Source organism: Streptomyces sp. NPDC030820 (assembly GCF_055572075.1).
Genome location: NZ_JBVIEB010000005.1, coordinates 501,979 through 513,627, shown reverse-complemented (window position 1 = coordinate 513,627; position 11,649 = coordinate 501,979). Strand labels below are relative to the sequence as shown.

The following is an 11,649-nucleotide window of genomic DNA, read 5'->3' as shown; positions in this document are numbered from 1 at the left end:
CCCGCCCCGAGAAGCAAGGTCATGCTCTTCCTCTACAGCGTCCTTCTCATCAGCTCCCTGGGCCTCCTGATCGCCGGCATGGTCGAACAGCGCAGGCACTACGACAACCTCTCCGCGATACCCCAGCGGGTGCTGGTCAACGGCATCCGCGGCAAGTCCTCCATCACCCGGCTGTGCGCGGGCGCCCTGCGCGGCGGCGGCCTCACCACCGTCGCCAAGACCACCGGCACCGCGGCCCGGTTCATCCACCCTGACGCCACCGAGGAACCGGTCTACCGCAAGTTCGGCATCGCCAACGTGGTCGAGCAGATCGGCATCGTGCGGCGCGCCGCCGCGTACAAGCCGGACGCGCTGGTCATCGAGTGCATGGCCGTCATGCCGGCCCTGCAGGAGGTCAATCAGTCCAAGCTGATCCGCTCCACCATCGGCGTGCTGTGCAACGTGCGCGAGGACCACCTCGCCGAGATGGGCCCCACCCTGGACGACGTGGCCCGCTCGCTGTGCCGCTCGATGCCCGAGGACGGCATCTGCGTCACCGCCGAGAAGGACCGCTTCCCCATCCTCCAGGAGGAGGCGGACGCCCGTAACTGCAAGCTGATCTACGCCGACCCGGAGACGGTCACCGACGAGGAGCTGCGCGGCTTCAGCTGGTTCACGTTCAAGGAGAACGTGGCCATCGCCCTCGCCGTCGCCGAACTCCTCGGCGTGGACCGCGAGACGGCCCTGAAGGGCATGTACGACGCCCCGCCGGACCCCGGTGTCCTCTCCGTCGAGAAGTACCGCACGCCCCAGGGCAGCACGCTCGCCTTCGCCAACGTGTTCGCGGCCAACGACCCCGAGTCGACGCTGATGAACGTCAACCAGCTCCTCGACCTCGGGGCGATCCACCGCCCCCTGCACGTGGTCATCAACTGCCGTCCCGACCGCGTCGAACGCAACGGCCAGATGGGCCAGATCATCCCCGAGCTGGCCCCCGACACGGTCTTCCTGATCGGCCATCCCACCAAGAGCGCCCGAGAGGGCATCCCCGGCGGCTGGGGCGGACGGATCGTCGACCTCGGCGGCGACGACCGCGACCCCGACAGCCTCACCGCCGACCTGCTCGCCGCCCTGGACGGCGACGCGTCCCTCGTCGCCATCGGCAACATCCACGGCCAGGGCGAGCTACTGCTGGAACGTTTCGCCCAACTCCCCTCCGCCGACACCGAGTCGGCCGCCCCCGGGACGTCCCGCTTTCCCGCTCAGACCGGAGACAACGACCAGTGACCCCCGTCCACCTCACCCCGGACATGGCCGCGATCGGTATCACGCTCGGGCTCCTCTTCTCCCTGATCTGCTACCTCACCACCAACCTCTCCCCCGGGGGCATGATCACCCCCGGCTGGCTCGCGCTGATCCTCGTCGGGAACTGGCAGCTGTTCCTCATGGTGATCGGGGTGACCGTCCTGACGTACGGCTGCACGCGTCTGATGCAGAGCGTCGTGATCCTCTACGGCAAGCGGCTGTTCGCGGCGGTGGTGCTGTGCGGGGTGCTGATCCAGGCGACGTGTTTCCTGCTCCTCCAGCACAAGTTCCCGTACCTCTTCGGTCACCAGACCCTCGGCTACATCGTGCCGGGCCTCGTCGCCTACCAGCTGGTCCGCCAGCCGCCCCGCGCCACCCTCGTGGCCACGTCCACGGTCACCCTCGGCGCGTACGTCGTCCTCGCCACGGGCGTCCTGCTGGGCGCACTGCCCGGCCTGTAAGCCGGTATGCCGCCCGCCACGTCACCGGCACGTGGCCCGGTATCCGATCCGGCGTTCGATTCGGTGTTCGAAGCGCCTGCTGTCCCCAGACGAAAGGGAATCCCCACCTGCCATGGCCGCCGCCCCCGCCGCTCCCACCGCCCGACGCAAGCGGAACCAACGGCTCTCCCTCGCCCTTCTCGCAGCCGTGGCCCTCGCTGCCGGCGTGGTCACCCACCAGCTGCGCACCGCCGGCGGCCCGGCCGCCGCCCGCACGGTCGATTCCGGCCAGGACCGACTGCCCCCCGCCAGTGCCCGGGGCCTCCATTACGACCGCCTCGCCGACCCCGCCCGCACCGTCGTCCGGGACGGCTCCGGCGCCGTGGTCGCCACCCTCACGGACGGGGCCCGCACCGCCGTCCTCACCGGGCCCGGCCGCACCTTCACCGAGCCGCGGACCACCACGTCACATGTGATCACGGACAGTTGGGTACGCCTGATGCCGCGCACGTGGGCGGCCGGCCAGGAACGGTCGAAGTGGTTCGCCGACTGGCTGCGCGCCAACCGCGGCAGCACGAAGCCGGACGTCCTCGCCGCGGCCCTGCAGTACCGGGCGGGAGAGAAGCCCCTCAAGGACGCGAAGGGCGTCCGGTACGCGGGAGCGGCGACGTACGGCACAGCCGGTGACGACAACGCGGGGACCACCCGTCCCAGCTCCGACTTCTACGAGTATCTGGGCATCCCCTGGACCTTCCCCGACGGTCACACGGTGCACCCCGACAAGGCGCGCTACGGCACCGTGGGCCCGTCGGGCTATGTACGGCTCGTCTACGGCTACCGAGAGGGCTACCCGCTGCTCGGCCGGGACGCCAAGGGCCCGGGCCTTCCCCGCACCGCCGACGCGATGGCCACGCAGGGCCCCGGCGTCCCGGTGCTCCGAGGCACGAGCACCCCCGCGGCGCTGAGCAGGCTCCAGCCGGGCGACCTCGTCTTCTTCGCCACCGCCGACCGTCAGGACCACCGCCTTGACCAGGTCGGCATCTATCTCGGCCTGGACGACGACGGCCACCCTCGCTTCGTCTCCAGCCGCGCATCGGCAGGCGGCCCCACCTTCGGCGACCACGGCGGCTCGGCCCGCCTGGACGGCAACGGCCTCTACGCGAAGGGACTGCGGGCGGCCAAGAGGCTCTGATACGTCATCTCATTCGCCGGTTATCCGCGCCTTAAGCGGTGCGTAATGAAACCTTAGGAGCCCAAGATGGTGTCCGGGGAGTAGTTGGACGCGGCGGCCAGTTGCTCGCGGCTGACGTTGGCCGTGACCATGACGAACGGAATTCACCGGCCCGCCTGGGTCCCCCTCCGTGGGCACCGGCTGCGCGGGGCCGGCGTGCACTTCGACGCCGTGCGGATCGAGGGGAGATGGGGCGAGGCCGTCGCCGACTGGCTGATCGAGCGCGGGGACGGCGACGCGGGGCCCATCGTGTGCGCGGGCGGCAGCGGGACGCGGTGGGTGTACTTCCTGCTGGCGCCCGGCGTCGTACACCGCTACGACTGGCCGCTCGGCGTGCAGTACTTCGGGCGGCGCGCCGAGCGGGCCGTCACGTACGTCGGCGTTCCGGCGCTGGGCGGCGACACCTGGCCGCCGCGCTGGTACAGCGAGCCGACGCCGACCGCGCCGTACGTCGACGCGGCGGCGCTGCTCGCGGTCACTTCGCCGACCGCATCCCCAGTTGTCCGCCGATCTCCTCGGCCATGACCCGGCCCGCCTCGAACTCCAGGGTCTCGTCGCCCATCGTGGCCTGGTCGGTGTCGAGGCCGTCCAGTTCCTCCAGGGGCTGGTTGAGGCGGACGTGGATGAGGACCGACTGCAGGGCGCGCAGGACGGCGGAGGACGTGGGGCCCCAGTTGGAGAAGTAGGAGAACTGCCACCACCACAGGGCCTCCGTGGTGCGGCCCGCGCGGTAGTGGGCCATGCCGTGGCGGAGGTCGGTGATGACGTCGGCGAGGTCGTCGGAGATCCGGGCCGGCACCGGGGCCTTGCGGGGCTCGTACGGGTCGAAGACCTCGGAGTACACGTCGACCGGCTCCAGGAGGCGGGCCAGGTTCTCGCGGAGTTCGTCCACGTCCGGCTCCGGCCCCAGGTCGGGCTCGTAGCGCTCGTCGGGGACGATGTCCTCGTGGGCACCCAGACGGCCGCCGGCCAGCAGCAGCTGGGAGACCTCCAGGAGGAGGAAGGGCACGGTCGAGCCGGGCTCGTCGCCCCTCGCCACCTCCGTGACGGCCACCAGGAAGCTCTCGATCTGGTCCGCGATCTGGACCGCGAAGTCGTCCGGGTTCCGACCGGTCGCGTGCAGTGTGGCGTCAGACATCTAGGAGTCGTCTCCCCTCGAAGGCGCGGCCGAGGGTGACCTCGTCCGCGTATTCCAGGTCGCCACCCACCGGGAGGCCGCTGGCCAGGCGGGTGACCTTCAGGCCCATGGGTTTGATCATGCGGGCGAGGTAGGTGGCCGTGGCCTCGCCCTCCAGATTGGGGTCCGTCGCAAGGATCAGCTCCGTGACCGTCCCGTCGGCCAACCGCGCGAGAAGTTCTCGTATACGCAGGTCGTCGGGGCCCACGCCCTCGATCGGGCTGATGGCGCCGCCGAGCACGTGGTAGCGGCCGCGGAACTCACGGGTGCGCTCGATGGCGACGACGTCCTTGGGCTCCTCCACCACACAGATGACGGAGGGATCCCGACGCGGGTCACGGCAGATGTTGCACAGCTCCTCCTGTGCCACATTGCCGCAGGTCGCGCAGAAGCGGACCTTCGCCTTGACCTCCAGGAGCGCCTGCGCGAGCCGCTTCACGTCCGCCGGCTCGGCCTGCAGGATGTGGAAGGCGATCCGCTGCGCGCTCTTGGGACCGACGCCGGGCAGCCGCCCCAGCTCGTCGATGAGGTCCTGGACCACGCCTTCGTACACCGGACTGCCCTTCCTTAAGACCTATCGGTACGTACCGTAGTTGGCCCGGCCTCAGAAAGGCAGACCGGGGATGCCCGTGCCGCCGCCGAGGCCCTGGGCCAGCGGGCCGAGCTTCTGCTGCTGCAGCGTCTGCGCGTTCTCGTTGGCCGCCTGTACGGCCGCCACGATCAGATCGGCGAGGGTCTCGGTGTCCTCCGGGTCGACCGCCTTCGGGTCGATCTTCAGCGCGCGCAGCTCTCCGGCGCCGGTCACCGTGGCCTTCACCAGACCGCCGCCCGCCTGCCCGTCGACCTCCGTGTTCGCCAGTTCCTCCTGCGCCCGCTGGAGATCCTGCTGCATCTTCTGGGCCTGCTGGAGCAACTGCTGCATGTTGGGCTGGCCACCACCGGGAATCACGATCAGCTCCTCTGCGTTCTTCTCCTTGAGCATGAGCCTACGTGGTCCACGCGCGCGTCGCCCCGCCACTCTTTCGAGTGAGAAGCGCGGCAGTCCTATACCTGATCAAGACCCTCTTCCGGGCGGAAAAGCTGGGAAAGCTCCTTCTTCGCCACCCATTGGGCGGTAGGAAGGGTGCCGCGCGTCGGCATGGAATGCGGCATGGGATGTCACGCAATGTGACGAGGTCGCGACAGGTGATCGAGGATCAGTAGGGAGTGCCGGGTGGGTCAGCCGGAGATGCAGCCCGAGGGACCGCCTCAGGACGGGCGGGGCGAGGGTGCGGCCGGGCTGCGGCCGGGCGATCTGACCGGGCGGGCCTTCCCGCTCGGGGACTGGGGCGAGCCCGCCGAGCGGCTCGACGAGCTGTACCGATGGGTGGAGCGCGGGGCGCTGCAGACGGCGTCCTGGTATCTGCGGGACCGGGTCTGGAAGCGGCGCGGCGCCCGGATCCTGCGCTCGGGAGCGGCGGCGGGCGCGGTGGCCGGGGCGGCACTCCCGCTGCTCGACCTCACCGGGACGGTCCACGGGGTCGCGCCCTGGGGCTGCCTGGCGCTCCTGCTCGGGGTCGCCTGCGTCGGCATCGACCGGTTCTTCGGTGTGACGTCCGGCTGGATAAGGGACGTGGCCACCGCACAGGCGGTACAGCGGCGGCTGCAGGCGTTGCAGTTCGACTGGGCCTCGGAGAGCATCCGGGAGGTGCTGGGCCCGGCGGAGGGTACGGCGAGCGAGGCGGCCGAGCGCTGCCTGGGGGTCCTGCGGCGCTTCGCGGAGGACGTCACGGAGCTGGTCCGCATGGAGACGACCGACTGGATGGTCGAGTTCCGCACCGGTTCCGCACCGCTGGGCATGCAGGCGGCGGTCGCGTATGTGCCACGGCAGGAGGCCGGCGGCCCGCTGGGCCGCTTCCCGATGCCGCCCGCGAACGGGACCCGCCCGAACATGCCACGACAGCGCCCACCGGAGCCGCGCTGAGGGCTCCGCTGGACCGCAGTGGACTTCACCCGGCCTGCTCAGCAGCCGAGCCCGGCGGAGCGAGCCTCACTGCTTGGTGTACGTCAGGCTCTCCCCGCCGCCCACCTTGGCCCGCTTCAGCCTGCCGTCCGGGAGCAGGGTGACCTCGGTGGCATCGCCCGGAGTGCAGGAGGAGGCGGGCTCGCCACTGGCGACGGTGGACGGCCCGATCTCCAACGGCCCGTCCGCACCGGGCTGTTCGGCGAGCTTGGCGTCGAAGACACAGTGGTAGGTGCCACCGCCGTCCGTCGGCCCGTCCGCGACCAGCGTCAGCACGCTGTCGCCCACCGCGCCCTGGCGGATGGTCAGCTGGCGGGTGTTGGTCCCGTTGGCGTTGTCGATGGTCGTCTCCCAGGTGCCCAGATAGCCCGCCGGAACCGCCCCGTCCGAGGAGGCGGACGCGGAGACGGAGACGGACGGCGTGGGCCCGGCCGTGCTGGGCGCCCCCGAGGTGGCGGAGCTGCTCACCGTGGGCGTCGGACCGACGGCCCCTCCCCCCTTGTCGTCCCCACCGCCCTTCCTCATCAACGCGTACACCGAGCCACCCGCGCCCAGCGCCACCACCAGCGCGACCACGACGAGCAGCACGGTCGACCGCCCACCGCGCCGCTCCCGCTCCGGCACCCCGGCGACGGGCGGCGGCCCGTACGGCGGCGTCCCGCCCCACGGGGCATACAGCTGCGGCTGAGGCTGCGGATGCTGCTGCGCGTACCCGTACGCCCCCGGTGCGGCCCCGAACCCCGGCGGCGGAGTCTGCCCCACCACAACGGTGGGCAGATGACTCACACCACCCCCAGGCTCCCCGACCGCCCCCGCCCCGCTGCCGTCGTCAGCGGCAGCATGCTCAGGCGAACCACCGCCACCGGCACCACCCGCACCCGCACCCGCCGACGGCGAGTCCGCCCCACCAGGGCCACCCACACCCGGCCCGGACCCCGCTACCGAACCCGCCCCGTCCCCCTCCGGATCCTCAACCTCCAGCAACTGCACAGCATGTCGGCCGAGTTGAGCCACCAGCGCCCCCGGCAGCCAGGGATCCCGAGACCGCCCCCCGGTCACGGTGTCCTCCGCCCCCGTCCGCTCCAGTACCGCATCGAGCGAAGGCCGAGCCCCCGGATCCTTGCGCAAGCAGTCCCGCACCAGGTCCGCGATCCCCTCCGGCACCCCCGCCAGATCCGGCTCCTCCTGAGCGATCCGGAACATCAGCGCGTGCACCCCGCTGTTGGCGGTCCCGAACGGCAGCGACCCGGTCGCCGCGTACGCCAGCACCGACCCCAGGCAGAACACGTCGCAGGCCGGCGTGATCCGATCCCCCCGCACCTGTTCGGGCGCCATGAACCCCGGCGACCCGACCAGCGACCCGGTCCGGGTCAGCCCCTCCCCGCCCACCGAGGTCGTCTCCAGCGCCCGCGCGATCCCGAAGTCGATGACACGCGGACCGTCGATGGTGACGAGCACGTTCGACGGCTTCAGGTCCCGGTGCACGATCCCGGCCGCATGGATGTCCTTCAGCGCGTGCGCGAGCCCTGCCGCGAGGATCCGTACCGACCGCTCGGGCAGTGCCCCGTGATCGTGCCCGACCACCTGTTGCAGGCTCGGCCCGGCCACATACCCGGTGGCCACCCACGGCACGGCCGCCTCGGTGTCCGCGTCCAGCACGGGCGCGGTCCAGTACCCGCCGACCCGCCGCGCGGCCTGCACCTCCTGCCGGAACCGCGCCCGGAACTCCTCCTGCGCGGCAAGCTCCTCCCGGACCAGTTTCACCGCGACGGTACGGCCCCGGTCCGACCGGGCCAGATACACATGCCCCATGCCGCCCGCACCCAGCCGCGCCAGCAGCCGATAGCTCCCGATGTGCTGCGGATCCCCCGCCCCCAGCTTCTCCATGGCCGCCCGCCTTCCCCCGATCCACCCCGTACGCCCCATACACGCAACGCATACGACTACGACGCATACGCGTGCGACGGACCGAGAATAGTGCGGCCCCACCGGTGAGTCGCGCGGCCCGCTGTCTACGGTTCCGTAACGGGCTCGGCACCCCGGACGCCCATCCCTTTGACAATCTGTCGCGGAAAGCGCCCGTCCACAGAACAAGACGCCGATAGGCCTTCCGCATCGCGGACATTTACGCTCGCGGGCATGACCCCTCAGCCCAACCCCGATGCCGGCGCCGCAGTGAAGGCCGCGGACCGCGCGCACGTCTTCCACTCCTGGTCAGCCCAGGACCTCATCGACCCGCTCGCCGTCGCCGGCGCCGAGGGGTCGTACTTCTGGGACTACGACGGCAAGCGGTACCTGGACCTCACCAGCGGGCTCGTCTACACGAACATCGGCTACCAGCACCCGAAGGTCGTCGCGGCCATCCAGGAGCAGGCGGCGAAGCTGACGACCTTCGCGCCCGCCTTCGCGATCGAGGCGCGCTCGGAGGCGGCCCGGCTGATCGCCGAGCGGACCCCCGGCGACCTGGACAAGATCTTCTTCACCAACGGCGGCGCCGACGCCGTCGAGCACGCGGTGCGCATGGCCCGGCTGCACACGGGCCGCCCCAAGGTGCTCTCGGCGTACCGCTCGTACCACGGCGGCACCCAGCAGGCCGTCAACCTCACCGGCGACCCGCGCCGCTGGGCGAGCGACAGCGGCACCAACGGCGTCGTCCACTTCTGGGCCCCGTTCCTCTACCGCTCCCGCTTCTACGCCGAGAACGAGGAGCAGGAGACCGCGCGCGCCCTGGAGCACCTGGAGACCACGATCGCCTTCGAGGGGCCGGGCACGGTCGCGGCGATCATCCTGGAGACCATCCCCGGCACGGCCGGAATCATGGTCCCGCCGCCCGGCTATCTGGCCGGGGTCCGCGAGATCTGCGACCGCCACGGCATCGTCTTCATCCTGGACGAGGTCATGGCCGGGTTCGGGCGGACGGGCGAGTGGTTCGCCGCCGATCTCTTCGGTGTCGTACCCGACCTGATGACCTTCGCCAAGGGTGTGAACTCCGGTTATGTCCCGCTGGGCGGTGTCGCCATCTCGGGCGCGATCGCCGAGACCTTCGGCAAGCGGCCGTACCCCGGCGGTCTGACCTACTCCGGGCACCCGCTGGCCTGCGCCGCAGCGGTCGCCACGATCAACGTGATGGCGCAGGAGGGCGTCGTCGAGAACGCCAAGCGTCTCGGCGAGACCGTCCTCGCCCCGGCCCTCGCCGAGCTGGCCGAGCGCCACCCGAGCGTCGGCGAGGTGCGCGGCGTCGGCATGTTCTGGGCGCTGGACCTCGTGAAGAACCGCGAGACCCGTGAGCCGCTGGTGCCGTACAACGCCGCCGGCGAGGCGAACGCCCCGATGGCCGCGTTCACGGCCGCCGCCAAGCAGCACGGCGTGTGGCCCTTCGTGAACATGAACCGCACCCATGTGGTTCCGCCGTGCAATGTCACGGAGGCCGAGCTGAAGGAGGGCCTCGCCGCGCTGGACGCCGCGCTGAGCGTGGCGGACGAGTACACGGCGTAACCGAACCACGCCTGCCGCCGGGGAGGCCCGAACGCGTAAGGTGACGTGCTCGTAAGAAATCTCGTGAGAGATGCGCGAGCACGTCGTCTACGCGTGAGGAGTGACCCCGACCATGCCCGGCAACGGCGCCGTGACACGCAGCACCCTGCGCCAGCAGATCGCGGACGCGCTCCGTGACGAGGTGCTGGCGGGGCGGCTGCGACCGGGCCGGGCGTTCACGGTCAAGGAGATCGCCGATCAGTACGGCGTCTCCGCCACCCCCGTCCGCGAGGCGCTGGTCGACCTGTCCGCGCAGGGCATCCTGGAGGCCGACCAGCACCGCGGCTTCCGGGTGCCGGAGTACTCCGTCACCGACTACCGGAACATGATCGAGGCCCGCAGTCTGGTCACCGACGGCATGTTCCAGGCCCTCACCACCGGCCACCCCGCCTTCCGCACCCCGCCCGAGGACCCCCGTACGACGGCCGCGCTGACCACGGTGCGCCGCCGCGGCGAGGAGGCCGCGCGGGCCGCCGCGGCCGGCGACCTGACGATTCTCATCGGCTACGACCTCCGCTTCTGGCGTGAGCTCAGCGCCCTGTTCGGCAACCCCTACCTCGGCGACTTCCTGCACCGCCTGCGCGTGCAGTCCTGGGTCTGCGCGGTGCAGCACCTGCTCCGCCTCCCCGACCTGCGCGGCCGCCTGTGGGCCGGGCACACGGACCTGGTCGACGCGCTGGCCCGGCGCGAGGCCGACACCGCCCGCTCGATCATCGCCGAGTCCAACGCCCACTCACTGGCGCTGCTGGAACACCTGACCAACGGGTAAATGACCAGTACCCTTCCCGAACCACCTCCTTGGTGGCCCCTTCTGTGTGCGAGGAGCCCTCTTTGGCCTGTGACCTGTGGCTGGTACCGCTCGTGGACGTGTTGTGCCACACGCCCGACAACCCGTTCGCCGAGGAACTCGCGCAGTACAACAACGCCCTGGCGGCGGCCGGCCTCCCGCCGGTGCCGGTGTACCAGTACATGCCGGGCCTGTCCGGCGAGGTCGCACCCGTGGCCGGCTTCGACTACGACGCCCTTCACTTCCTGCGCCGGGCGTACCTGTTGCAGGTCTGCGGCCTGCCGGTGACTCCGGTCGACGAACTCGGCGGCGACTACGAGCAGTTGCTGGAGATGTTCGAGTCCACGGCCCAGCAGTCCCATCTGGTCTGGCACTACGACCACGCGGGCGCGTACGTCCCGGTCGACTTCCCGCACCCGCTGTCGAACGAGGAACTCCTGGCGGGCGGCGGCCCGTTGGGCTCTTCGCAGACCTTGCTGCGCGAGCTGGAGTACGTCGCCGGGTCCATCGGCATCGACCCGGCCAACCCTCCGGCCGCCCCGGCCCCGCCCACGGCCCCCACCGAACTGGAGGAACCGGCCGTCCCCGCGCCGTACGACCCGAGCCCCTTCGCCCGCGAACGGCATGTGTGGCTGGGCCTGCACGCGGCGGCGACGCGCTCGCTGGCACAGGGCTCGATGATCGTCTTCAGCTGAGGGGTCCGCCGGGACGAGCTGGTGTGATTTCACCCACCTCTTCTTGCCGTGGGGGAAATGCCTGCCTACGTTCGGTGGCATGTCCCCCCACGGCCCCACCTTCGACTTCAGCGTCGACCTGAGCGCGCACGAGATGCTCCGGCGTACCCACGTCATGGCCGCCCTCGGCCCCGGCTGGGACCCCGCGGTGGCGCTCCGCGGCGAGGAGGAGGCGCGTGCGCTGCTGTACTCCGGGCTGGACGCCGAGCAGCAGCGCATCTACGACGAGCTGGTGGCGGCCGGTGTGCTCCCGGCGGGGCCCAGTGATGCTGCCGCTTGATCCGCAGGCCGACCGGGGACGGCGCGCCTGGGGAGTGGACTGCCCGAACTGCGACGATCGGGGCGGGTGGCGCTACCTGCTGTCCAACACCGGCAGCCTGCTGCACCTGCAGTGTCCGTCGTGCCACCACATCTGGTCGCACGAGACGTACTTCGGCGCCACCCGCTCCGCGCCCTGACG

General features: G+C 71.2%; 14 protein-coding genes. 10 read left to right on the top strand and 4 right to left on the bottom strand.

Features of this window, described 5'->3' with window-relative positions; all coding sequences use genetic code 11:
* Positions 1–21 precede the first annotated feature (21 nt).
* From pgsB to ACZ418_RS17355, 4 genes are all read left to right on the top strand, one after another.
* Positions 22–1,266 (top strand): poly-gamma-glutamate synthase PgsB, encoded by a 1,245-nt coding sequence (pgsB, locus tag ACZ418_RS17370; protein ID WP_468363141.1) that lies wholly within the window; start codon positions 22–24, stop codon positions 1,264–1,266.
* Entirely contained in the window at positions 1,263–1,745 is a 483-nt protein-coding gene (locus ACZ418_RS17365) for a poly-gamma-glutamate biosynthesis protein PgsC/CapC (protein ID WP_468363139.1), read from the top strand. Before pgsB ends, ACZ418_RS17365 begins: the two co-directional genes overlap by 4 nt.
* A 112-nt stretch (positions 1,746–1,857) precedes the next feature.
* Positions 1,858–2,916 carry an NlpC/P60 family protein gene (locus tag ACZ418_RS17360; RefSeq protein ID WP_468363137.1) on the top strand — a complete coding sequence of 353 codons (1,059 nt, stop codon included), beginning with the start codon at positions 1,858–1,860 and terminating at the stop codon, positions 2,914–2,916.
* 129 nt (positions 2,917–3,045) lie between these two features.
* Entirely contained in the window at positions 3,046–3,480 is a 435-nt protein-coding gene (locus ACZ418_RS17355) for a hypothetical protein (protein WP_468363135.1), read from the top strand.
* On the opposite strand, the gene ACZ418_RS17350 is transcribed toward ACZ418_RS17355, so the two are convergent.
* The 3 genes from ACZ418_RS17350 to ACZ418_RS17340 are packed head-to-tail and all read right to left on the bottom strand — an operon-like array spanning position 3,431 to position 5,081.
* Positions 3,431–4,093, bottom strand: a complete 663-nt coding sequence (locus tag ACZ418_RS17350) for a DUF5063 domain-containing protein (RefSeq protein WP_468363133.1) — start codon at positions 4,091–4,093, stop codon at positions 3,431–3,433. The genes ACZ418_RS17355 and ACZ418_RS17350 overlap by 50 nt on opposite strands.
* Positions 4,086–4,685, bottom strand: coding sequence for a recombination mediator RecR (recR, locus tag ACZ418_RS17345; protein ID WP_199211360.1), 600 nt, complete (start codon positions 4,683–4,685; stop codon positions 4,086–4,088). The genes ACZ418_RS17350 and recR overlap by 8 nt, the downstream gene beginning before the upstream one ends.
* 51 nt (positions 4,686–4,736) lie before the next feature.
* A complete protein-coding gene (locus ACZ418_RS17340; RefSeq protein WP_031164799.1) occupies positions 4,737–5,081 on the bottom strand; it encodes a YbaB/EbfC family nucleoid-associated protein in 345 nt (114 codons plus the stop codon).
* Positions 5,082–5,345: 264 nt separating this feature from the next.
* On the opposite strand from ACZ418_RS17340, the gene ACZ418_RS17335 reads away from it, so the two are divergent.
* Positions 5,346–6,095 carry an SLATT domain-containing protein gene (locus tag ACZ418_RS17335; protein WP_468363130.1) on the top strand — a complete coding sequence of 250 codons (750 nt, stop codon included), beginning with the start codon at positions 5,346–5,348 and terminating at the stop codon, positions 6,093–6,095.
* Between the two features lie 66 nt (positions 6,096–6,161).
* Here the strand turns inward: ACZ418_RS17335 and ACZ418_RS17330 are convergent, their stop codons facing one another.
* Positions 6,162–8,021 carry a serine/threonine-protein kinase gene (locus ACZ418_RS17330; protein WP_468363128.1) on the bottom strand — a complete coding sequence of 620 codons (1,860 nt, stop codon included), beginning with the start codon at positions 8,019–8,021 and terminating at the stop codon, positions 6,162–6,164.
* Positions 8,022–8,273: 252 nt separating this feature from the next.
* Here ACZ418_RS17330 and ACZ418_RS17325 point away from each other — a divergent pair, with 252 nt between their 5' ends.
* The 5 genes from ACZ418_RS17325 to ACZ418_RS17305 all read left to right on the top strand — a co-directional run bounded on the left by ACZ418_RS17325 (position 8,274) and on the right by ACZ418_RS17305 (position 11,647).
* Positions 8,274–9,629, top strand: a complete 1,356-nt coding sequence (locus ACZ418_RS17325; RefSeq protein WP_468363126.1) for an aminotransferase class III-fold pyridoxal phosphate-dependent enzyme — start codon at positions 8,274–8,276, stop codon at positions 9,627–9,629.
* 112 nt (positions 9,630–9,741) lie between these two features.
* On the top strand, positions 9,742–10,437 hold the full coding sequence (locus ACZ418_RS17320; protein ID WP_468363124.1) for a GntR family transcriptional regulator: 696 nt from the start codon (positions 9,742–9,744) through the stop codon (positions 10,435–10,437).
* Between the two features lie 62 nt (positions 10,438–10,499).
* Positions 10,500–11,150 carry a hypothetical protein gene (locus ACZ418_RS17315; RefSeq protein ID WP_468363122.1) on the top strand — a complete coding sequence of 217 codons (651 nt, stop codon included), beginning with the start codon at positions 10,500–10,502 and terminating at the stop codon, positions 11,148–11,150.
* A 79-nt stretch (positions 11,151–11,229) separates the two neighbouring features.
* Positions 11,230–11,469: a DUF6400 family protein gene (locus ACZ418_RS17310; protein ID WP_468363120.1), complete on the top strand. Its 240-nt coding sequence runs from the start codon at positions 11,230–11,232 to the stop codon at positions 11,467–11,469.
* Positions 11,456–11,647, top strand: a complete 192-nt coding sequence (locus ACZ418_RS17305; RefSeq protein ID WP_468363118.1) for a hypothetical protein — start codon at positions 11,456–11,458, stop codon at positions 11,645–11,647. Before ACZ418_RS17310 ends, ACZ418_RS17305 begins: the two co-directional genes overlap by 14 nt.
* Positions 11,648–11,649 lie beyond the last annotated feature (2 nt).

Coding starts and splice junctions, on each gene's coding strand:
- ACZ418_RS17320 (WP_468363124.1), top strand. CDS start 9,742: ATGCCCGGCAACGGCGCCGTGACACGCAGCACCCTGCGCCAGCAGATC.
- ACZ418_RS17355 (WP_468363135.1), top strand. CDS start 3,046: ATGACGAACGGAATTCACCGGCCCGCCTGGGTCCCCCTCCGTGGGCAC.
- ACZ418_RS17325 (WP_468363126.1), top strand. CDS start 8,274: ATGACCCCTCAGCCCAACCCCGATGCCGGCGCCGCAGTGAAGGCCGCG.
- ACZ418_RS17305 (WP_468363118.1), top strand. CDS start 11,456: ATGCTGCCGCTTGATCCGCAGGCCGACCGGGGACGGCGCGCCTGGGGA.
- ACZ418_RS17360 (WP_468363137.1), top strand. CDS start 1,858: ATGGCCGCCGCCCCCGCCGCTCCCACCGCCCGACGCAAGCGGAACCAA.
- ACZ418_RS17330 (WP_468363128.1), bottom strand. CDS start 8,021: ATGGAGAAGCTGGGGGCGGGGGATCCGCAGCACATCGGGAGCTATCGG.
- ACZ418_RS17350 (WP_468363133.1), bottom strand. CDS start 4,093: ATGTCTGACGCCACACTGCACGCGACCGGTCGGAACCCGGACGACTTC.
- ACZ418_RS17310 (WP_468363120.1), top strand. CDS start 11,230: ATGTCCCCCCACGGCCCCACCTTCGACTTCAGCGTCGACCTGAGCGCG.
- pgsB (WP_468363141.1), top strand. CDS start 22: ATGCTCTTCCTCTACAGCGTCCTTCTCATCAGCTCCCTGGGCCTCCTG.